The sequence below is a fragment of the Flavonifractor sp. An82 genome (genome assembly GCF_002159265.1).
GTDB lineage: Bacteria > Bacillota > Clostridia > Oscillospirales > Oscillospiraceae > Flavonifractor.
In genome coordinates this window covers 1-20,828 of the sequence record NZ_NFHG01000006.1, presented here as the reverse complement: position 1 = coordinate 20,828, position 20,828 = coordinate 1, and the positions used below count along the sequence as shown (strand labels likewise).

20 protein-coding genes are annotated in these 20,828 nt (G+C 62.0%); 9 read left to right on the top strand and 11 right to left on the bottom strand.

Annotated features, from left to right (window positions below; all coding sequences use genetic code 11):
• Positions 1-24 precede the first annotated feature (24 nt).
• From B5G34_RS08130 to B5G34_RS08120, 3 genes are read left to right on the top strand one after another with little or no spacing between them, the layout of a single operon-like run.
• Positions 25-741, top strand: coding sequence for a polyphosphate polymerase domain-containing protein (locus B5G34_RS08130; protein WP_204245927.1), 717 nt, complete (start codon positions 25-27; stop codon positions 739-741).
• Entirely contained in the window at positions 734-1,429 is a 696-nt protein-coding gene (locus tag B5G34_RS08125) for a DUF4956 domain-containing protein (RefSeq protein ID WP_087335956.1), read from the top strand. Before B5G34_RS08130 ends, B5G34_RS08125 begins: the two co-directional genes overlap by 8 nt.
• 12 nt (positions 1,430-1,441) lie before the next feature.
• Positions 1,442-3,070: a carbohydrate-binding domain-containing protein gene (locus B5G34_RS08120; protein ID WP_087335955.1), complete on the top strand. Its 1,629-nt coding sequence runs from the start codon at positions 1,442-1,444 to the stop codon at positions 3,068-3,070.
• 84 nt (positions 3,071-3,154) lie between these two features.
• On the opposite strand, the gene B5G34_RS08115 is transcribed toward B5G34_RS08120, so the two are convergent.
• The 4 genes from B5G34_RS08115 to B5G34_RS08100 form a co-directional block, all read right to left on the bottom strand.
• The gene (locus B5G34_RS08115; protein ID WP_087335953.1) at positions 3,155-3,979 is read right to left on the bottom strand and encodes a DUF975 family protein; all 825 of its coding nucleotides are present in this window, start codon (positions 3,977-3,979) and stop codon (positions 3,155-3,157) included.
• 45 nt (positions 3,980-4,024) lie between these two features.
• Positions 4,025-5,644, bottom strand: a complete 1,620-nt coding sequence (locus B5G34_RS08110; RefSeq protein ID WP_087335952.1) for a HAMP domain-containing sensor histidine kinase — start codon at positions 5,642-5,644, stop codon at positions 4,025-4,027.
• Positions 5,645-5,646: 2 nt separating this feature from the next.
• The gene (locus B5G34_RS08105; RefSeq protein WP_204245926.1) at positions 5,647-6,318 is read right to left on the bottom strand and encodes a response regulator transcription factor; all 672 of its coding nucleotides are present in this window, start codon (positions 6,316-6,318) and stop codon (positions 5,647-5,649) included.
• Between the two features lie 101 nt (positions 6,319-6,419).
• Positions 6,420-7,583 carry a toxic anion resistance protein gene (locus B5G34_RS08100; RefSeq protein WP_087335948.1) on the bottom strand — a complete coding sequence of 388 codons (1,164 nt, stop codon included), beginning with the start codon at positions 7,581-7,583 and terminating at the stop codon, positions 6,420-6,422.
• Positions 7,584-7,743: 160 nt separating this feature from the next.
• On the opposite strand from B5G34_RS08100, the gene ilvA reads away from it, so the two are divergent.
• The 6 genes from ilvA to B5G34_RS08070 all read left to right on the top strand — a co-directional run bounded on the left by ilvA (position 7,744) and on the right by B5G34_RS08070 (position 12,601).
• Entirely contained in the window at positions 7,744-8,964 is a 1,221-nt protein-coding gene (gene ilvA, locus B5G34_RS08095) for a threonine ammonia-lyase (protein WP_087335946.1), read from the top strand.
• Positions 8,965-9,222: 258 nt separating this feature from the next.
• On the top strand, positions 9,223-9,870 hold the full coding sequence (gene rpe, locus B5G34_RS08090; protein ID WP_087335944.1) for a ribulose-phosphate 3-epimerase: 648 nt from the start codon (positions 9,223-9,225) through the stop codon (positions 9,868-9,870).
• A 2-nt stretch (positions 9,871-9,872) separates the two neighbouring features.
• Positions 9,873-10,355 carry a cupin domain-containing protein gene (locus B5G34_RS08085; protein WP_087335943.1) on the top strand — a complete coding sequence of 161 codons (483 nt, stop codon included), beginning with the start codon at positions 9,873-9,875 and terminating at the stop codon, positions 10,353-10,355.
• Between the two features lie 3 nt (positions 10,356-10,358).
• Positions 10,359-10,961: a recombination mediator RecR gene (gene recR, locus B5G34_RS08080; RefSeq protein WP_087335941.1), complete on the top strand. Its 603-nt coding sequence runs from the start codon at positions 10,359-10,361 to the stop codon at positions 10,959-10,961.
• Between the two features lie 151 nt (positions 10,962-11,112).
• Complete coding sequence (locus tag B5G34_RS08075) at positions 11,113-11,595, top strand: sigma-70 family RNA polymerase sigma factor (protein WP_087335939.1); 483 nt, start codon at positions 11,113-11,115, stop codon at positions 11,593-11,595.
• Positions 11,588-12,601, top strand: a complete 1,014-nt coding sequence (locus tag B5G34_RS08070; RefSeq protein ID WP_087335937.1) for a hypothetical protein — start codon at positions 11,588-11,590, stop codon at positions 12,599-12,601. Before B5G34_RS08075 ends, B5G34_RS08070 begins: the two co-directional genes overlap by 8 nt.
• A gap of 101 nt (positions 12,602-12,702) precedes the next feature.
• Here the strand turns inward: B5G34_RS08070 and B5G34_RS08065 are convergent, their stop codons facing one another.
• The 7 genes from B5G34_RS08065 to B5G34_RS08035 form a co-directional block, all read right to left on the bottom strand.
• Positions 12,703-14,511, bottom strand: coding sequence for a substrate-binding domain-containing protein (locus B5G34_RS08065; protein ID WP_087335936.1), 1,809 nt, complete (start codon positions 14,509-14,511; stop codon positions 12,703-12,705).
• A 134-nt stretch (positions 14,512-14,645) separates the two neighbouring features.
• On the bottom strand, positions 14,646-15,683 hold the full coding sequence (locus B5G34_RS08060) for an alcohol dehydrogenase (protein WP_087335934.1): 1,038 nt from the start codon (positions 15,681-15,683) through the stop codon (positions 14,646-14,648).
• Positions 15,684-15,695: 12 nt separating this feature from the next.
• Positions 15,696-16,253, bottom strand: coding sequence for a prolyl-tRNA synthetase associated domain-containing protein (locus B5G34_RS08055; RefSeq protein WP_087335931.1), 558 nt, complete (start codon positions 16,251-16,253; stop codon positions 15,696-15,698).
• Positions 16,254-16,256: 3 nt separating this feature from the next.
• Complete coding sequence (locus B5G34_RS08050; protein WP_087335929.1) at positions 16,257-17,540, bottom strand: O-acetylhomoserine aminocarboxypropyltransferase/cysteine synthase family protein; 1,284 nt, start codon at positions 17,538-17,540, stop codon at positions 16,257-16,259.
• Positions 17,541-17,649: 109 nt separating this feature from the next.
• On the bottom strand, positions 17,650-18,567 hold the full coding sequence (locus B5G34_RS08045; protein WP_162609451.1) for a GerMN domain-containing protein: 918 nt from the start codon (positions 18,565-18,567) through the stop codon (positions 17,650-17,652).
• Positions 18,560-20,035 (bottom strand): HAMP domain-containing sensor histidine kinase, encoded by a 1,476-nt coding sequence (locus tag B5G34_RS08040; protein ID WP_087335925.1) that lies wholly within the window; start codon positions 20,033-20,035, stop codon positions 18,560-18,562. Before B5G34_RS08040 ends, B5G34_RS08045 begins: the two co-directional genes overlap by 8 nt.
• Complete coding sequence (locus tag B5G34_RS08035) at positions 20,025-20,714, bottom strand: response regulator transcription factor (RefSeq protein WP_204245925.1); 690 nt, start codon at positions 20,712-20,714, stop codon at positions 20,025-20,027. The genes B5G34_RS08040 and B5G34_RS08035 overlap by 11 nt, the downstream gene beginning before the upstream one ends.
• Positions 20,715-20,828: the final 114 nt, after the last annotated feature.

The following is a 20,828-nucleotide window of genomic DNA, read 5'->3' as shown; positions in this document are numbered from 1 at the left end:
TTCCCTACAAGGAGGCTCAGCACCGTGAACGCTCAAATGGTGTTTCAACGCTATGAAATCAAATACCTGATGACCCGCCGGCAGCAGGACGCCGTTCTGCGGGCCATGGAGCCCTATATGGTGGCCGACGACTACAGCCACAGCTCCATCCGCAACCTCTATCTGGATACCCCTCAGTTTTTGCTTATCCGCCGGAGTCTGGACAAACCGGTCTATAAGGAGAAGGTACGCATACGCAGCTACGGCCGGGCCGGTATGGACAGTCCGGTCTTTGCGGAGCTGAAAAAGAAGTACCGCTCGGTAGTCTACAAGCGCCGTCTGTCCCTGCCTCAGCGCCAGGTTTTGGACTGCATATCCGGCAAACAGCCCTGGCCGGACACCCAGATCGGCAAAGAACTGGCCTATGCCACAGCCTACTACGGCTCCCTGTCCCCTGCCGTCTTTCTCTCCTATGAGCGGGATGCCTTCCACGACAGGCAGACCGGCAGCTTCCGGATGACCTTTGACACGGAGATCCGGTTCCGCCGGGACCGCCTTACCCTGGATTCCGACACCAGCGGCATTCCTCTGCTGGGCCCGGACCAGGTGCTCATGGAGCTGAAGGTCTCCGGCGCCCTCCCTCTCTGGATGGTCCAGGTGCTGTCGGAGCAGAAGCTGTTCAAAACCTCCTTCTCCAAATATGGCAGCGCCTATCAAACCATGCTGACCACACCCCAAGGAGGTATGCTTCGCTATGCTTGACGCACTGTTCAGCGGTATTTTTGACACCGCACTCACCACTACCATTACCCCCGGGGCCTTTGTGCTGTGCGTGGGGGTCTCCCTGCTCATCGGCCTGATACTGTGCACCATGACCCTGTGGCGCTCCAACTGCACCAGAAGCTTTGCCATCACCCTGGCCATCCTGCCCGCCGTGGTGTGCGTGGTCATCCTGATGGTCAACGGCAACGTGGGCACCGGCGTGGCGGTGGCGGGAGCCTTTAATCTGGTTCGCTTCCGCTCCGCCCCCGGCTCCGCCCGGGAGATCGGCGCCATTTTCGTAGCCATGGGCACTGGCCTCATGGCCGGCATGGGCTATCTGGCCTACGCCCTTCTCTTTGCCCTCATCCTGGGGGGCGTCATGATGCTCTACACCGCCCTGCGGCTGGGCGGCGGTCGCCGGTCCGCCCGGTTCCGCACCCTGCACATCACCATTCCGGAGGACCTGGACTACGCTGGGGTCTTTGACCCCGTGTTGGAGGGCTACACCACTCAGTATTCCCTCACCCAGGTCAAAACCACCAATATGGGCAGCCTGTTCAAGCTGACCTATGACCTGACTCTGAAGGCCTCCGCTGAGGAAAAGGCCCTCATCGACGCGCTGCGGCTCCGAAACGGAAACCTGGAAATCTCCCTCTGCTACCAGGATACCACCGCAGCCACACTGTAAAGGAGAATCTCTATGAACCATATCCGCACATCGGGCTCATTCGCACTACTGCTCTGCGGTCTGCTTCTGCTCAGCGGCTGCACTGCCAGCCCTGACAGCACCCCTTCCGCCAGTTCCACACCGACGCAGACAAATGCCGCTGTTACTCAGACCAACTCCTCCTGGTTCAGCGACCGGGACCTGGATGGCAGCTATGATGAAAGCCAGGCCATCGACATCACACTCAGCGGCAGCTCCGCCTCCTGTTCCGCCGACGGGGTGACTGTCAACGGCAGTCAGGTGGTGATCTCCGCCGAAGGGATCTACCGGCTCTCCGGCACTCTGGAGGATGGTCAGATCGTCATCAACGCCGCCGATACGGACAAGGTCCGGCTGGTACTGGACGGCGTCACCATCCACAGCGCCACCTCCGCCGCCATTTATGCGCTGGAGGCCGACAAGGTCTTTGTCACCCTGGCGGATGGATCTGAAAACACCCTGTCCAACGGCGGGTCCTATGTGGCCATTGACGACAACAACATCGACGCCGTCATCTTCTCCAAAACCGACCTGACCCTCAACGGCTCGGGCAGTCTGACCATCCAGGCCCAGGCGGGGCACGGGGTGGTTTCCAAGGACGAGCTGGTAGTCACCGGCGGCAGCTACACCGTCACTTCTGCCAGCCACGGCATGACCGGCAAGGACAGCGTGGCCATCGCCGGCGGAGTCTTCACCATCACCTCCGGCAAGGATGGCATCCACGCAGAAAACACGGAGGACACTACCCTGGGCGCCCTCTACATCGCCGGCGGCTCTTACACCATCCATGCCCAGGGGGACGCCATCAGCGCCAGCGGCACCCTCCAGATCGACGGCGGCGCCTTTGAGCTGACCACCGGGGAAGGAAGTGCCAGCGTGGAGATGTCCACCGACGACAGCTTTGCCCCCGGACGGCCCGGTACCGCCGTCCCCCAGGAGACCAGCTCCACTGAGGAGGACACCGTCAGCCAGAAGGGCATCAAGGGCGAAAGCACCTACACCATCAACGGCGGCACCTTTACCATCAACAGCGCCGACGACTGTCTCCACGCCGGAGGCGCCATGGTGATTGCCGCAGGCGAATTTAACCTGAGCAGCGGAGACGACGCCGTTCACTGTGACGACGCCCTCACCATCCAGAGCGGCACCTTCACCATCCCCTACTGCTATGAGGGCATCGAGGGTCTGACCATCACCGTCGAGGGCGGCACCTTTGACATCACCTCCCACGACGACGGTCTCAACGCCGCCGGCGGAGCTGACAGCTCCGGCTTTGGGGGCTTCGGCGGCCGTCCCCAGGACACCTTTGCCTCCAGTTCGGACAGCTTTATTACCATCAACGGCGGTACCTTCACCATCGTATCCGGAGGCGACAGCGTCGACTCCAACGGCGACCTGACCATCAATGGCGGCACTCTGGATCTGACCTGCAACGGCAGCGGCGACACCGCCCTGGACTGCGACGGCACCTACACCAACATCGGCGGCGATGTCACCACCAACGACGGCTCCGAGTCCAACCCCGGCGGCATGACAGGTGGCGGCGGTATGGGTGGTCAACGCCCCGACCGCGGCGGCGGGCAGCCTCCATCCATGCCGGAGGAGACCGCTCCCACAGCCTGAACGGCCCACCCCCATATGCAGAAAACGGGAGCACAGTTCCGCACCATCGGCGGACTGTGCTCCCGCTTTTGCATTCAAATCTTCTTACAGATCGCCGTAAGGCGTCTTCCAGCCGCCGGTGGGCGCGCCGGGGAAGGTCCCGTACACCACCCAGTGGTAGAAGTTGGCATCAGCTGCCCCCATGTAGGGATTGAGCCAAAGACCCAGGATGCCCAGGGTGAAGACGGAGAGCAGCGCCCAGCCCAGGAAGGACAGATCCTGGACAAATAACGTCATGCGGTTGCCCTTCATGGCAGCCTTGCTGTGGCCAATGGCCTCCAGGGCTCCCATCTCCGGGTGGTCCAGCAGGAAGTAGACCGACAGCCGGTACCGGTAGGACACGCCGATGGTCCAAACCATCATAAAGATCGCGCCAATGAGGATCAGCAGTGTAAGTCCGCTGATCACCGCCAGGAACACCGCAGCTATATAGACCACAATGCCGATGAGACCCCACAGAAGGGTAAACAGGCTCACCAGGAAGTTTACCGCCAGCGCCCGGCCGATGTTATAAAAGCCATCCAGCAGGTTGCGGTAGCCGGGGCCCTCCCGCCGGGCCAGCCGCAGGCAGTAGGAGGTATAGCCGTAGTTCACAACCCAGTAATAGAGGTTGATCAGCAGCTCCATCAATAGAACAATCATGATCTGGGAGGGGGTAAAAATGGCGCTCAGGATCTCCTCCACCTCGTAGCTGGTCTGAGTCAGGTAGTAATAAGCCACCTGAAAGGGATCTGCTACATAATTCATAATGATGGTGCTGAGTACGCTGGTCATCAGAATGTATACCAGCGACACCAGCATGGGGTGGGGATAGGCCCCACGCATGGCATCCCGGGCCAGCCATTTGGCCTCCGGACGATTATATCTCATAACATTCCCTCACAATCGTTTACACGTTGAGGAAATCATACCACATCACTTTGTGGATTGCAAGCCGGGCAGCTGTACCGTGAAGGTCACACCACCCGGGCGGTTTTCCGCCCAGCAGCCGCCCCCGTGGGCTTCCGCCACCGCCCGGACCACAGCCAGTCCCAGACCCGCACCGCCGTCCGCCCGGCTGCGGCCCTGGTCCCCCCGGTAGAAGGGCTCCCAGATATGAAGCAGGTGCTCTGGCGGGATGGGGTGGCCGTCATTGTCCACCGTCAGTGCGACCTGCTTCCCCACCTGCTCCAGGGCAATGGTCACCCTGCCGCCCGGGGTACAGTGACGCAGCGCGTTGTCCGCCAGATTGTCCACCAGTTCCTCCAGCCGCAGTTTGTCCCCCCAAACGGCCGCCGGAGCCAGCTGTGTGGTCAGCCCAATCCCCTTTTGCTGTGCCAGTAGCTCGAGCCGTGCCGCGCTGCCTTCCACCAGAGCGGTCAGATCCAGGGGCTCTCCTTCCGTTTTGACGCCGCTCTCCAACTGGGCAAGGTCCATCAGACTGCCCACCAGCGCCGCCATCCGGTCGCTCTCCTCCACCACCACGCCCAGGTATTCCTGTCGTCTGGCGGGGTCGATGTCCTCCCGCAGGGCTTCGGCGTGGGTTCGCAGCACCGCCAGCGGGGTTTTCAGCTCATGGGCCGCCGCCCGGGTGAAGGCCCGCTCCCGCTGCAGGGCCTGCCGTTGCCGTCTGTCAGTAAAGACCGCCAGAACTATCGCCGCCAGCAGGGTGAGCACCGCCGTGGGCCCCAGGCCCATCAGGGCCGTGGGCAGCGGAGCATAGGCATAGGCGGAGGCCAAAATCGCGTCCTCCCCCATGGGGGCGCAGGTGCTGCCGCTGCTGCTGACGGATACGCTGCTCATGCTGGGAGTGCCCGAGGGCAAGAGCTTCTCCAGGTTCTCCTCGGCCTGCCGGTAGCAGCGCAGCAGCTCCCTGGGGGAGGCCTTGATCCCTTCCAGGGCAGAGGCCAGCCAAACCGCGTCAAACCGGAGGGTGGTCAATTCCTTATCTGCGAAGAAGTCGCTGGTGCTGTCGATCAGAGTCACCGCGTGGTCCTGGTAAACATAAGTCAGCTTTTGGGGATAGATCACCTGCCGCTGCTCATCCGCCACCCCGGTCACCTCGCAATAGAGCCCCTCCCCGGCCTGGTCCTCAAACAGCCCGCCTGCCGTGCCATAGAACCAGGACAGGCTCCGTTCCTTGCTCAGCCGCTGGGCCAGGGCCACCTGCTCCTCCTCCGTCAGCACCGGGTCGGGCAGGATGGTCCAGCTGTAGGTGGCCGTTCCATAAGGGCAGGCCACCCCTTTGGACATCTGGCTGCGGGCCAGCTCCTTCCCGTCACTGTCATAGACCCGGAACAGGGCCACGCCGTGGTACTCCCACAGGCTCTGAGAGAGCCGCCAGGTCAGGATCACCGGCTTGTGTTCCTCTTCCGCTCCGCCGGCCCAGATCTCCTCATAGCTGCGCTCCACATCCCGCCGGGCACTCTCCACCGTCTGCTTGATCCGGACCGTCTGGGCCTGCAGGTTCAGCCAGCCCAGAATCAGCATCATCAGCAGCCAGAAGGCCAGAAACAGGGGCAGGGTGCTCTTTCTCATCTGCCGGAACCGCTTCACGTTCACCCCTCCTCCAGCTTATAGCCCGCCTTGAATACCGTCCTGATCTGCTTCCCGGCGCTTCCCAGAGCAGCGCGCAGGCTTTTGATGCGCACGTCCACCGCCCGTTGGCCCCCCTCGAAGTCGATGCCCCACACCTTGTCCAGCAGCTGATCCCGGCTGAGCACCTGGCCCCTGTTGCGGATGAGGCAGAGGAGCAGCTCGTACTCCCGGGGCGTCAGATCCACCGGCCTTCCCGCCACGGCGCAGGTGCGCCCCGCCGTATCCAGGGCAATGGCTCCGCAGGTCAGGGTGTCGCCGCCGCTCTCCCCCCGGCTGCGGCGGATCACTGCTCTGGTCTTGGCCAGCAGCACCGCCAGGGAGAAGGGCTTTGTAATATAATCGTCCGCCCCCAGGGCGTAGCCCTGGAGCACGTCCTCCTCGCTGCCCAGAGCGGTGAGGAAGAGGATGGGCACCCGGCTTTTGGCCCGCACCGCCCGGCACACCGAAAAGCCGTCCAGCCCGGGCATGAGCACATCCAGCAGAATGGCGTCGTAGTCGTGGTCCCGCAGCAGGTCCAAGGCCTCCTCCCCGTCCCGGGCCAGGTCGCAGTCCAGGCCGTGGGCGGTCAGATAATCCCGGACAATATTGCGGATGCGGTACTCGTCCTCCACCACCAGAATGCTCTCCGCCATGGTATCCCCTCCTTTCCTCCACAGCATAGCAGAAAGTTGTGTCCGTCTCATGTCAAAAAGGGCGCTGCAATGACATTGCAGCGCCCCTCGGCTTTTCTTGATCAGCCCCGCAGCTCCATCAGCTTCTGCTTCAGCTCGCCCTCGATGCGGCCGAGCTCCACTTCGGCCTCCCGGCGCTTCTGGGCGCCCTCCTGCTGGATTTGCATGACCTCATCCAGGGTGGAAATGAGCTGCTGGTTGGTGTGCTGGAGGGTCTCCAGGTCCACCACGGAGCGCTCGGCCTCCCGGGCGGTCTCCACCGTGCCCATCTTCAGCATGTCGGCATTCTTCTGCAGCAGCTCGTTGGTCATGTTGGTCACCGCGTTCTGGGCGGCGGTGGCCTGACGGGAGTGCTCCAGACCCAGGGCCAGCACCATCTGGCTCTTCCACAGGGGGATGGTATTCACCAGAGAGGACTGGATCTTCTCCAGCATCAGGGAGTCGTTGTTCTGGATCATCCGGGTCTGGGGGCCCATCTGGATGGAGATCACCCGGGTCAGCTCCAGGTCGTGGATCTTCTTCTCAAAGCGGGTACACATGTTGGCCAGGTCGTTGTAGGCCTGGGCGTCCTCCTGGGTGCCGCTCTGGGCGGCCTTCTGCCGCAGCTGTTCCAGTTCCCCGGTGCGCGCCTGGTGCAGGCGCTTCTTGCCCGCCAGGATATACATGGTCAGTTCCTTATAATACTTGGTGTTGAGGTCGTACATCTGGTCCAGCATGGCGATGTCCTTCATCAGGGTCACCTGGTGGGCCTCCAGCACCTCCACGATCTTGTTCACATTGGTCTCGGCCTTGGCATAGGAGGTCTTCATGGCCTCCAACTGATTGCGCTTCTTCTTGAAGAAGCCGAAGAGGCCCTTCTCCTCCTCTTCACCGCCAAAGCCCTTCAACTCCACCACCAGGGCGGACAGGGCGTCTCCCACCTCACCCAGATCCTTGGTGCGCACGGAGTTCAGGGTGCTCTCGGAGAAGCCGGCAATGTTCTTCTGGGCCGCCGCGCCGTACTGGAGCACCAGATTGGTATCGGTCAGATCGATCTTCTGGGCAAAGTCGTCCACCATCTTGCGCTCGGCCTCGGTGAGCTTGCTCTCGTCCAGCTGGATGGCCTTGGCCTCCTCACTGACGGCGGGGTCGGCGCTGGGCTGAGGCGCGGCGGGCGCCTCTGCTGCGGCGGCACCCAGATCCGGGGTCAGGGTCAGCTCCGGCGTAAAGTCCATGTTGTCAGCCATACCTGCATTCCTCCATATTCCACACCGGCAGTGCCGGAGCATTCTTTCCAGGTCATTGTACCGCCCCCCTCCTTCCCCTGTCAAGAACACGTTGACTTTAGCCCGAAAACTCATTATGATAATAAAGTATGTATCCCAGAAAAGAGAGGAAGTCTGTTCCATGCTCACCCTGAAAGAGTTTAAGGAGGCCCGCAGCGTGCTGTCCGGCGTCCTTCGCAACACCAATCTGGTCTACAGCTCCGCCTTTTCCAAGGCCACTGGCAACCATGTGTACATCAAGCCGGAAAATATGCAGGTAACCGGCGCCTACAAGATCCGGGGCGCTTACTATAAGATCAGCACTCTGTCTGAGGAGGAGAAGGCCAAGGGTCTGGTCACCGCCTCTGCCGGCAACCATGCTCAGGGCGTGGCCTACGCCGCCCAGCAGGCCGGCGTGGCGGCCACCATCGTCATGCCCACCACCACCCCCCTGGTGAAGGTGAACAACACCAAGGATTACGGCGCCCGTGTGGTGCTCCACGGCGAGACCTTTGATGATGCCGCCGAGCTGGCCTCCAAGCTCTCCCAGGAGGAGGGACTGACCTACGTCCATCCCTTCAACGACCCCGCCATCGCCACCGGCCAGGGCACCATCTCCTATGAGATCTTCCAGGACCTGCCCGACGTGGACGTGATCCTGGTGCCCATCGGCGGCGGCGGACTGGCCACCGGCGTGTCCACCCTGGCCAAGCTGCTCAACCCCAATGTCACCGTCATCGGCGTGGAGCCCACCGGCGCCGCCTCCATGAAGGCCAGTCTGGAGGCCGGGCACGTGGTCACTCTGGACAAGGTGGAGACCATCGCAGACGGCGTGGCGGTCAAGACCCCCGGCGATCAGATCTTCCCCTACATCCAGCAGAATATCGACGACATCATCACTATTGAAGATGATGAGCTGGTGGATGCCTTCCTGGATATGATGGAAAAGCACAAGATGATCGTGGAAAATGCCGGTCTGCTGCCCATTGCCGCTCTCAGCCACCTGAAGTGCAAGGGCAAGAACGTGGTGCCTGTCCTCTCCGGCGGCAACATGGACGTAATCACCGTGGCCAGCCTGGTGCAGCACGGCCTCATCAACCGTGGCCGGGTATTCACCTTCTCGGTGCAGCTGCCCGACCGCCCCGGCGAGCTGCTGCGGGTGGCCCAGATCGTGGCCGAGGCCAACGGCAACATCATCAAGCTGGAGCACAACCAGTTCATCAACATCAACCGTCAGAGCGGCGTGGAGCTGCGGGTCACCCTGGAGGCCTTCGGCCACACCCACAAGCGTGCCATCCTGGACGCTATGTGCTCCGCCGGCTACCAGGCCCGGGAGTGCCATACCAACGACTTCTATAACTAAGCGGACAAGCCCCCATAAACCAGCTGTGTCCGGGGGAGAAGCTCTCCCCCGGACACTATATGATGCGGCACGCGATTTCAGGGCATGGACCGCCGGGCCGGCAGCCCGTGGGCGCGTTGGGGGAGCGGCGGGGCCCCGGGCGACATCCGCTTGCTGTATCTTATGTGCCCACCGTCCCCTTTGCCCCGGCTCCCTTTTGCCTGCGGACAGGCCCTTGTACCGGTCCGCCCCATCTTTTTGACTATGGAGTGGTAAATGATGATCAAAATCGCCCCCTCTATCCTCTCTGCTGATTTTGTAAACCTGGAGCGGGACATCAAGCGGGTATCCTCCGCCGACTGGCTCCACGTAGACGTGATGGACGGCTGCTTTGTGCCCAACATCACCATCGGCGTGCCTGTGGTGCAGTCCATCCGCAAGTGTACCGATATGTTCCTAGACGTCCACCTGATGATCGACAAGCCGGTGCGCTACGTGGAGGCCTTTGCCAAGGCAGGAGCCGACTTGCTGAGCGTCCACCTGGAGGCCGACCATCCTACCCGCATCGCCGAGGCCCTCCGCCTGATGGGTGAGTGCGGCGTACAGAAGGCGGTGGCCCTGCGGCCCATCACTTCGGCCAACGCCGTCCTGCCCTATATTGAGGATCTGGACATGGTGCTGGTGATGACGGTGGAGCCCGGCTTCGGCGGTCAGGCTTTTATGGAATCCCAGTTGGATACCATCCGTCAGGTCCGGGCCATCATCGAGAAGTATAACCCCGCCTGCCGGCTGGAGGTGGACGGCGGCGTCAGCCCCAAAACGGTAAGCAAGGTCATTGCCGCCGGCGCCGACACCCTGGTGGCCGGCTCGGCGGTGTACGGCGCGGCCGATCCCGCCGCAGCCATCGCCGCCCTGCGGGAGGGCTGACCATGCCCGCGCCCCTCACCGACGGACAGGCCAAAGAGCTGGGCGTTACCACCCGCCACGAGCGGATGGACAACGGCGAGCTGCGGTTCCGCCTGTGCGCCTCCGACGGAAGCTCCTACATCCGCACCGAGGCCAGCACCCAGAGCGGCTGGCAGAACAGCCACCTCCACCGGTATGTCCATGAGTTGAACGTCATCCAGCAGGGTATTATGCTGGTGGTGGAGGAGCGGGACGGCGCCCTGGTCCCCCGGGTACTCCGCACCGGCGACTTCTACCTCTGCCCGCTGAACGTGCCCCACAATTCCTACATGCTGCCGGGTACGGTGGCCCACACGGTGAAATACGGCCAGGCGCTCCCCGACGTGGACTGGGTGGCCTGTCCGGAACTGGACCCGCGCTGCCGCGCCCTGGATGTGGACGCACTGATCCAGGCGGCACCCTCCCCCCGTACCCAGGGGATCGATCTCCAAGAAGGGATGTTTTAATCTATGCAGTACTTTCCCCCCGCGCTGGAGCAACTGGTGGAGCAGTTCGCCCGGCTGCCCGGTATCGGCCGGAAGAGCGCCCAGCGTCTGGCCTTCTATGTTCTCTCCCTGACCGAGGAGGATGCCGCCGCCTTTGCCCAGGCCATCACCGAGGCCAAGGCTGCTATCCACTGCTGCCCCGTGTGCCAGAACTTCTCCCAGGGGGACGGGCTGTGCCCCATCTGCCAGGACCCCAAGCGGGACCAGTCGGTGATCTGTGTTGTAGCTGACCCCAAGGATGTGGCGGCTATGGAGCGCTCCCGGGAATATCCCGGGGTGTATCACGTCCTCCACGGCGTCATCTCCCCCATGAACCATGTGGGCCCCGACGAGCTGCGGGTGAAGGAGCTGGTGAGCCGTGTGGCCGCCGGTGACATTCAGGAGGTCATCATGGCCACCAACCCGGATACCGAGGGTGAGGCCACCGCCATGTATCTCTCCCGCATCCTGCGCCCCTTCGGGGTGAAGGTGACCCGGCTGGCCTACGGCATCCCGGTGGGCAGCCACCTGGAGTACGCCGACGACGCCACCCTCATGCGGGCCCTGGAGGGCCGCCGGGAGATCTGAGCACAATGAGTGTCTGCTGCAAATGTACAAATGGTATACGTTATTCCAAGAAAAACGGCCGCCCGATGGGCGGCCGTTTTTTGTAATCGGTGAAACAATTTTGATCATTCAATGATATTATAAGTGAAAAGCTTTTCAGGGAGAACAACCTATGTTGAATGATGAACAATTTAACCATCTTGCAAAACTGTATATGGATATGGTATTTCGATTGGCGTTCAACTACACAAAAAGCCGATCAGAGGCAGACGACATCACCCAGGATGTGCTCATTAAGCTCTATCGCGCGGATAAAGTCTTTGACAGCGAGGCGCATATCAAGCATTGGCTGATTCGTGTTACCATCAACGAATGTAAAAAAGCATTTTTATCTCCGTGGAAACGAACGGAGCCCATCGAGGAGTATGCATCGACGCTCTCGTTTCCATCCCCGGAGCATAGCGAGCTGTTCTATGCGGTCATGGAACTGCCTCAGAAGTACCGTGTTCCAATCTTTTTGCACTACTACGAGGACTACTCCTGCGAGGAAATCTCCAAGCTCCTCAAAATTCCCAACGCAACTGTCCGCACCAGATTGAGGCGCGGACGGGAGATTCTTAAATCCAATCTTCAGGAGGCAGACAGTCATGTTTGATAAAAAAACCTATCAGGAGACCTTTTCCTCCCTTCATGCCTCCGAAGACGTGCTTGTGGAGGTAATGAATATGACACACAAGAGCAGAAAACGCGCAAAATGGTCCAGAACCGTTGCCGTAGCAGCCGCTGTTTTGTGCGGCATCGTCACAGCCGCCGCCGCGGTAGGCTTTCTCCGGTATGAAAACCCGGCATCTATGATCCATGCGCTGTTCGGCGAGAATGTCAGCTCCGGAAATGGTATTGTGGAGTATAACGAGTATGGAAAGCTGGTGACAAACCTCCCCGCCTGGGAGCGGGTGCCGGTGGATGAGACCCTGGCCCAGGAATTGATCGCACCGTACATTTTTGCCGTAGGGGAAAGCGCAGTGTGCGGTGACTACACGTTAAATGTGGAAGCACTCTTATATGACGCCGCAACGCGGGCAGGGATGCTCTATTACACGGTGGAAAACAGCAATGGGGTCATCGGCTATGAAGTATTCTCCGATGGGGAGCTGTGGTGGCCTGCGGAGGCACCTATTTTTACAAGAGTGCGGGGCTCCAGCCGCGACTATCTGGATACGGCCATGAGCAGTGAAACAAAGCTATACATCTGCACCTATTTTATTGTCGACCCGTTCATTGCACACCCGTCTCAGAAAACCATCTGTGTAGGGATCGGCTCAGGGGATGACTGGACCAAAAGGAATGACATTTCCATAGAATTGCCCGGCGACGTAGGCATCGCAGGCGTGGAGCTGGCCGACGGCGCGGTTTACATCTCCCCCGTCAGCATTCAAATGGATCTGGCTTCCCTTGGAGTGGACGGTGATTCCATTGACAGCGTCACGCTGTATTATACGGACGGCTCCAAATATGTGGTGAAAAACGAGGCTGACTTTGTTTCGAACCAAACCTACGGCTTGCTCGACCTGGAAGGCAGCACCCTCACCTATACCTTCAACCGGATCGTGGATACAAACAGCATTGCGTCCGCAGAGATCAACGGCGTGATGTATGAGTGAGTCGAAGTGGTCAGAACCTGACCGGCTTCTGAAGCTGATAAGGGACAAATCGTCACAAAAAATGGCCGCCCGTTGGGCGGCCATTTAAACTTATTTCTCTGTTACAACAGGTCTTTGGCCTTGGCCAGGTCGCTCTGGCTCAGAGCTCCGAAACCGGCGTTGGTCACCAGGGTCTGCCCCTCCTGGGTAAGCAGGAAGGCGGCCAGCCTGCGGGCGGGAGAATCCGCCGGCTCGTCGGAGCGGAACACCAGGTAGTTGTATCCCGCCAGGGGGTAGCTTCCGTCGGCGATGGTCTCCTCCGACGGCACCACGCCGTCCACCGCCAGCAGCTTCAGGTCCCCGCCGGAAGAGTCAAACAGCAGCCAGTAGCTGTTTACATAATAGTAGTACACGCTGTAGCCCATGGCATAGGCCAGAGGATTAGTGGTCATGGCTTCCGCCACGTCAGTGAGGGCGGAGGACATGGCGTAGGAGGTGAGCACATTGTTCACATCGGGGCTGAGGGTCAGCTTGCCCCCCTCCAGGAAGTATTGCTCCATCAGGGCGTGGGAGCCGCTGTCCGCGTTGCGGCGGTAGGGCAGCAGCCCGGCGTCCGGTCCCCCCACCTGGCTCCAGTTATCGTACTTGCCCCACACATAGATATCCTGGATCTGCTGCATGGTCAGGCCGGTAATGCTGTTCTCCGCGTTGGTGAAGAACACCATGGCGTCATAGGCAATGGGAATGCACGTCAGCTCCACCCCCGCCTCTTTGGCCAGATCCTTCAGATCCTCCGAGGGCAGCGTCGCGGCAAAGAGGGCGTCCACTTCCCCGCTGATGAGCCGCTCATAGGACTCGTGGCTCTTGGAGTGGCTCTCCGGGAACTGAGGATGGCGCTCATAGTTGGTGAACAGGGCCCCATACAAGGCGGTGGTGTAGGGATAGGTGGAGGTGGAACCGTCCACCACCGGCATCTCCTGGTCAAAGCCCAGGTCGATGGCGGTCTGTTTCGGGTACCAGGTGATCCACTGGCGCACGTTGTCCATGAAGGTGATGACCTCCCCCCGGGTGGCCCCCAGATCCCACTGGGCCAGCCGCTGGGTGATCTCCTCGCCGTACACCTCATCGATCTCCCCGGTGCTCTGGATGGTATAGATGCCCATAGAATAGTCATCCTCAAAGGCCAGATAGCCCCCCAGGGCCCAGTCCGGGATCTGGTCCGCATCCCCCAAAGTCAGCCGGGACCGGTCCCCGTCCTCCGGAATGGTGACCCAGCCCACATACTCCATGGCCCGGGCCAGCATGACGGTGAACTCCCCCCGGGTCACCGTACGGGTGGGATTAAAGTTGGTGTCCGCCGCGGCCAGACCGGCCGCCCGGGCGGCGGAAGCGGCTTCATAGTACCAGTCATCCGGGGATACATCCTCATAACCGGGGTCGCCGGCGCTCTCCAGGCTCAGCAGCCGACAGACCATGGCAAAGGCCTCCGCCCGGGTAATGGTCTGGTCCGGGTTCAGGTTGCCGGCTCCGTCCCCCCTGACCACACCCCGCAGATAGAGCTCCTCTGTGCCGCCGGGGGGATAATAGTAGGCATGGTCCTGCCAGACCTCAACGCAGTCGGGGAACTGGTGCTCCTCCCCCAGAAAGACCTCCAGGGGCCGGTCCGCATCCTCCGCAGGCACTGTGGCAAAGAGCTCCTCTCCCCAGGCCAGGTCGCTGCTGAGGGGCACCGGCTCCTTGGTGTCGGCGTCCCGCACGCCCACTCTGCGGAGCATGCTCCAGTCCATATCCTCATCCCGGGAATAGTCCAGGCGGATGGTCACATAATTTCCGCCCGGCTCGGTCCGCTGCCACAGCTCCTCTCCCTCTGCCGCCAGGGCGGCGGGACAGAGCAGTGCCAGACAGAGGGTCAGCGCAAGCAATCGCTTCATTTGCTCCACTTCCTTTCCATAGCTCCATGATAGCACATGTATTCAAAAAAGAAGTGACAGTTTTATCACAAAACAGTTCCAAAGGTAACAAAAACTCCGGGAGAAGTCCATCTCCCGGAGCTTTTCTGTGTATTTTACGGACCGGTGACCGCTACCTTGATCACCCCGTCCCGCCGGTACTCAAAAAGGTCGTAGGCCTCCTCAATCCGGTCGAGGGAATAAGTGTGGGTGATGAGGGCGGTGGTATCCAGCTTTCCCTGGGCAATGAGCTCCAGGGTGCGGGCACAGTTGCAGCCGTCCACACCGCCGGTCTTGAAGGTCAGGTTCTTGCCGTACATCTGGGGCAGGGGCAGCACCTGGTCGGTATCGTACAGGGCCACCACCGCCACCACGGCGTTGGGCCGGGCGCACTGCCAGGCCAGGCGGAAGGTATCTGGTCCGCCCGCCACCTCCAGCACCACATCGGCGCCGCCATGGTCGCTGTGGGCCAGCACGAAGGACTCCGCCTCCTCCGGTCCCACCGTCAGCACACCGGGGTAGTGGGCTTCCACAAAGGCCCGGCGCAGGGGGTCCCGCTCGCACAGGATGATCCGCCGGGGGTTCTGAAGCCGGACACACTGGAGGGTGCACAGGCCGGTTGGCCCGCCGCCGATGATGAGCACCGTGTCTTCCGACGTGATGTGGGAGATATCCGCCGCCCAATAGCCGGTGGCCAGAATATCCCCCACGAAAAGGGCCTGCCGGTCGGACACGCCATCGGGGATCTTGTCCAGCCCCTGGTCGGCGTAAGGCACCCGGACATACTCGGCCTGACCGCCGTCAATGCGGCAGCCCAGGGCCCAGCCCCCGTTGGGATCGGTACAGTTGTTCACCCAGCCGTGCTGACAGAAGAAGCAGTGGCCGCAGAAGGTCTCCACGTTGACGGTCACACGGTCGCCGGGCTGTACCGTGGACACCCCGGCCCCCACTTCCTCCACCACACCCACCATCTCATGGCCCACCGTAATACCGGGCACCGCCCGGGGCACCGAGCCGTGCTTGATGTGCAGGTCGCTGGTACAGATGCTGGACAGGGTGACCCGGACGATGGCGTCCCCGTCGTCCAGCAGCTGAGGCTTGGGCTTGTTCAGCAGGGCAAACTTACCCCGCTCCACATAGGTATAGGCCAGCATGGCCCTCCCTCCTTACTCTTGTTCCGGCCAGGGCAGGTCCACAATGACGGGCTGATGGCCCACCGCAGGCAGGAAACGGTCCAGAAAATCGGACCGGGTCAGCTTCAGGGTGGTGGTGGAGAAGCAGGGGTGTCCGCTGATGAACTCCCCCGCCAGCAGCTCCCTGTCCATCACCAGCTGTACCCTGCCCTCTTTGTCGTGGATCAGCTCAAAGGCACTGGCCGAGCCGGGAGCGGCCCCCAGCAGGTCCATCATGTGCTCCGGCGTGGCGAAGGACAACCGGGCGCAGCCCAGCTGGGCGGTGACGTCTTTGGTCTTGAAGGGCTTGTCCCCCGGCATCATCAGCAGATAAAAGTCGGTCTGCTTCCGGTTGGTCAGCAGCAGATTTTTGCAGATGGGGGCGCCCAGCACCTGCTCTACCGCCTTGCAGTCCTCCATGGTGTTGGCATATTCATGGTCGCACCGCTGGTAGGAGATGCCCAGCTGATCCAGGAAGGCATAGACCGCCATCTCATTGGGATGACGCGCCTCCGCCGGCGGGCCGCTGTATACGTTGGGATCCACAACCATGGCTTACACCTGCTCCAGGGCGTGGGCCACGTCCTCCAGAATGTCCTGCACGTCCTCAATGCCCACGCTGAGGCGCACCAGGTCGGGGGAGACGCCGGCGGCGGCCAGCTCCTCATCGGTCATCTGGCGGTGGGTGGTGGAGGCGGGATGGAGGGTGCAGGTCTTGGCGTCGGCCACATGGGTGGCGATGGAGGCCAGCTCCAGGCCGGCCATGAACTTGGAGGCCGCCTCACGGCCGCCCTTTACGCCGAAGGACACCACGCCGCAGGTGCCGTCCGGCATGTACTTCTGAGCCCGCTCATAGTAGGGGTCCCCCTCCAGGCCGGGGTAGCGCACCCAGGCCACCTTGGGGTGATCCTTCAGGAACTTGGCCACCGCCAGGGCGTTCTCGCAGTGCCGGGCCACCCGCAGGGGCAGGGTCTCCAGGCCGATGTTCAGGTAATAGCAGTTCTGGGGAGAGGGGATGGAGCCCAGGTCCCGCATGAGCTGGACGGTGGCCTTGGTGATGTAGGCTCCCTCCAGGCCGAAGCGCTCGGTGTAGGTGACGCCGTGGTAGCTCTCATCGGGAGTGGTGAGGCCGGGGAACTTGTCGGCGTGGGCGTTCCAGTCGAACTTGCCGGAGTCCACAATGGCGCCTCCCACCGCGTTGGCGTGGCCGTCCATGTACTTGGTGGTGGAGTGGGTGACAATGTCAGCCCCCCACTCAAAGGGGCGGCAGTTCACCGGGGTGGCAAAGGTATTGTCCACAATGAGGGGCACACCGTGGGCGTGGGCCGCCTTGGCAAACTTCTCGATATCCAGCACGGTGAGGGCGGGATTGGCGATGGTCTCTCCGAAGACGGCCCGGGTCTCAGGCCGGAAGGCGGCATTCAGCTCCTCCTCGGTGCAGTCGGGGTCCACGAAGGTGAAGTCGATGCCCATGCGCTTCATGGTGACGGCAAACAGATTGTAGGTGCCGCCGTAGATGGAGGAGGAGCACACCACATGCTCCCCGCAGGAGACGATATTGAAAATGGCATAGAAGGAAGCCGCCTGACCGGAGGAGGTGAGCATAGCCGCGGTGCCCCCCTCCAGGGCGCAGATCTTGGCGGCTACATAGTCGTTGGTGGGATTTTGCAGGCGGGTATAGAAGTAGCCGCTGGCCTCCAGATCAAAGAGGGCCCCCATCTGCTCGCCGGTGGCATACCGGAAGGTGGTGGACTGAACGATGGGGATGTTCCGGGGCTCCCCGTTGCCGGGAGTATAACCGGCGTGGATACACTGGGTACTGATGCGGTGCTGGCTCATGGCGTGATTCTTCCTTTCTTTGCGAGGGGTCGGCAGGGATGCCTGTATCGCGGTAATGTTATAAAGCGTCAAATAATATTTGGTATGTTACACCCGACCGGTCCGGTTGTCAAGAACCGGCCTCCGTCAGGGAGGTGTCCGGGATGAGGGCCCGGTCCAGCGGCAGATCGCCCACGGCCGGGGCTGGCTCCCCGTCGATGTAGAGCTGTACCGCCTCCACCCCGTCCAGTTCGCACAAAGTGTTCACCATGGCGTATACGGTAAGGGCGGCGGTCTGTTCCGACCGGGGCAGGCCGTCGATGTACTCCTGGGACAGATCCACCACGCAGACGCCGTCCTGTACCTCCACCGAACGGATCTGGCTGCCCTGGGGCAGACAGGAGACCAGTTCCCCCTCCGGGCCGTCGGCCCAGGCGGCCAAAACCGCCTGTACCAGGGTCTGGTCCACCGTCTTGACGATCTGCCGCCGCTCCACACCCAGGGCGCGGCCGCCGGGCCTCAGGTACCAGAGGTCCACCCCCAGCGACATGGGCTCGTCCGCGCCGCCGGCCAGCAGAATATTTTCCATGGACAGCTGCTGGGCAGCCCGGTAGGGCAGCTCGTGGCCCTCCACGGTCACATAGACCGAGTCCACCTCCTCCAGCTGGCAGAAGGTCAGGGCCAGGCAGGCGTCGGCCAGAGTGAGGTCCACGCCGGACAGACTGTAATAGTGGTCGGACAGATCAAGGTGGAGCCGTCCCTCCTCCAGCTGCCAGTCCAGCAGCCGGAGGCCACTGGGAAAGGGGGAGGTCAGACCGGCAGACTCCGGCTGGGACAGCAGCAGGGACATCAGGGCGGGCACGGTTTCCTGTCCGGCGGACAGGGCGCGATGTTCCCCTGCCACCGCCGACTCGCTCTCCCGGTTGGAGAGGGCGGAGTAATAGATCAGATACTCCTGTCCCTTGCCTGACCCGCTCTCCCGGTGGGCGCACCCCCCTGCCGCCAGCAGGGCCGCGCACAGCAGCAGCACAGCGCTTCGCTTACTCATGGTCCGTCCCCCCTTCCTCCGTCCAAAGCGGGAATGTGACGGTAAAGCAGGTCCCTCCCTGCTCCCGCCGCCTGGCATCCACGGAGCCGTTGTGCTGGCGTACCGTGTCCCGCACGATGGACAGGCCCAGACCGGTGCCGCCGGCAGCCCGGGAACGGGCCTTGTCTACCCGATAGAAGCGATCGAAGATCTTGGGCAGGTCGTCCTCCGGGATGCCCACGCCGGTGTCCTCCACCAGCAGAATAACCTGCTCCGCCGTCCGCTTCAGGGTGACGGTCACCGTTCCGCCGGGCAGGTTGTACTTCACCGCGTTCTCCATCAGGTTGAAGGCCACCTGGTACAGGTCATCCTCGGTAGCCAGAATCACGCAGCCGGGCTGCAGGGACATCTCCAGGGACACATTGGCCGCCCGGGCCAGGGGGGAGAGCATGTGCTCCACCCGCTCCACCACCGTCTTTACGTCCACCGGGGCCCTGTGGATCTCGTGGGCAGTGTCCAGCCGGGTGAGGGTAAGCAGCTTCTCGGTGATACGGGTGAGCCGCTCGGCCTCATCCCCAATGTCGGTCAAAAACTCCCGGGCAGTCTCACCGTCCATATGGTCGGCCTGAAGGATGGAGTCGGTGAGCAGGCGGATGGACGCCAGAGGCGTTTTCAGCTCATGGGAGGCGTCGGACACAAAGCGGCGGCGCACCTCCTCCGTGGTCTGGAGCCGGCCGGTGAGCTCGTTAAACTCGTCGGCCAGACGGCTGAGCTCGTCCCCGCCCTTGACAGTGACCCGGTGGCTGTACTCGCCCTGGCGCACCGTGTGGATGCCTCGCAGCAGCTGGGCGATCCGCCGGGTCAGCGCCTTGGAAAACACCACGCCCATGGCCGCCGTCACCAGACAGATGACGATGGAGATGGTGCGCAGATTGGTCTGGATGCCCTGGAGCAGCGCCCCCTGCTCGGCGTCGTACTCATAGAGATAGACCGCCCCCTGGGTCATGGAGCGGTAGGTGACGGGCACCGCCGCCCGGCTGCACAGGGCGCCGCCGGCATACTCTGACCGGAACACGTTGTTGCCCCGCAGGGCAGTGACGATCTCCCAGATCATGGCGTATTGGCCCACGGTATCGCTGCGCTGGCTGCCCTCCTGAAAATCGCACAGCACCATGCCGTTGGTATCGGTGACCACCACCCGGGTGACCCCCAGGCTGCCCAACAGCAGGCTCACCGTGCGGGTGGCTCCCTCCTGGGTCAGGGCATCCGGCCCGGTGGCCAGAGCGGAGGCCAGCACCGATGCCTGGTTTTGCAGAGAGGTCTGCTTGGACTGGTAGGCCAAGGTTTGGGATACCTTCAGGGGATAGGTATTGAGCAGCACTACTACCGCCGCCACGATCACCAGATAGGTCAGAGCATATTTGGTCTGCAAAGACCGCCAGAAGGGCACCCGTCTGGCGGTCTCGCTCTCCTGATGCTTACGTTCCATGCTTCAGATAATAGCCCACGCCCCATTTGGTGAGGATATACTGGGGGTTGGCAGGGTCCAGCTCCAGCTTCTCCCGCAGACGGCGGACGTGGACGTCCACCGTCCGGTAGTCGCCGGCATACTCATAGCCCCACACCACGTTGAGCAGATTCTCCCGGCTGTACACCCGCCCGGGGTTGCGCATGAGCAGCTCCATCAGGTCAAACTCCTTGGCGGTCAGGTCCACGCTCTTGCCGTCCTTCCAGGCCGCCCGGGCGTCCGGGTCCAGGGTGATGTGGCCCATGACCAGCTTGCCGCCGCCCCCCTTCTGCTGGGCCGCCATGCCCGCCCGGCGGAGCAGGGCCCGCACACGGGCTTTCAGCTCCAGAATATTAAAGGGCTTGGTGATATAGTCGTCGGCGCCGCACTCAAAGCCGATGATCTTGTCGGTGTCCTCGCTGCGGGCGGTGAGCATGATGATGGGCACATTGGAGAACTCCCGGATGCGCATGCAGGCCTGAAGTCCGTCGATCTTGGGCATCATCAGATCCAGAATGATGAGGTCGAAGCTGCCGCTGCGGGCCAGCTCCACCGCCTCCTCCCCGTCATAGCCGGCCTCCACCTGGTAGCCCTCGCTCTCCAGGTTGAACTTGATGCCCTTGACCAGCACTTTCTCGTCGTCTACAACCAGTATTTTCAAGGTAATCCTCCTATTACAATATATTTACGGTTTAAGGCACGGCAGCCAGCCGTGTCTTTTCCGTATCGTTGCCTAAGCTGTTAGAATGAGAGTGTCTTGGCCTGATGCAATCCT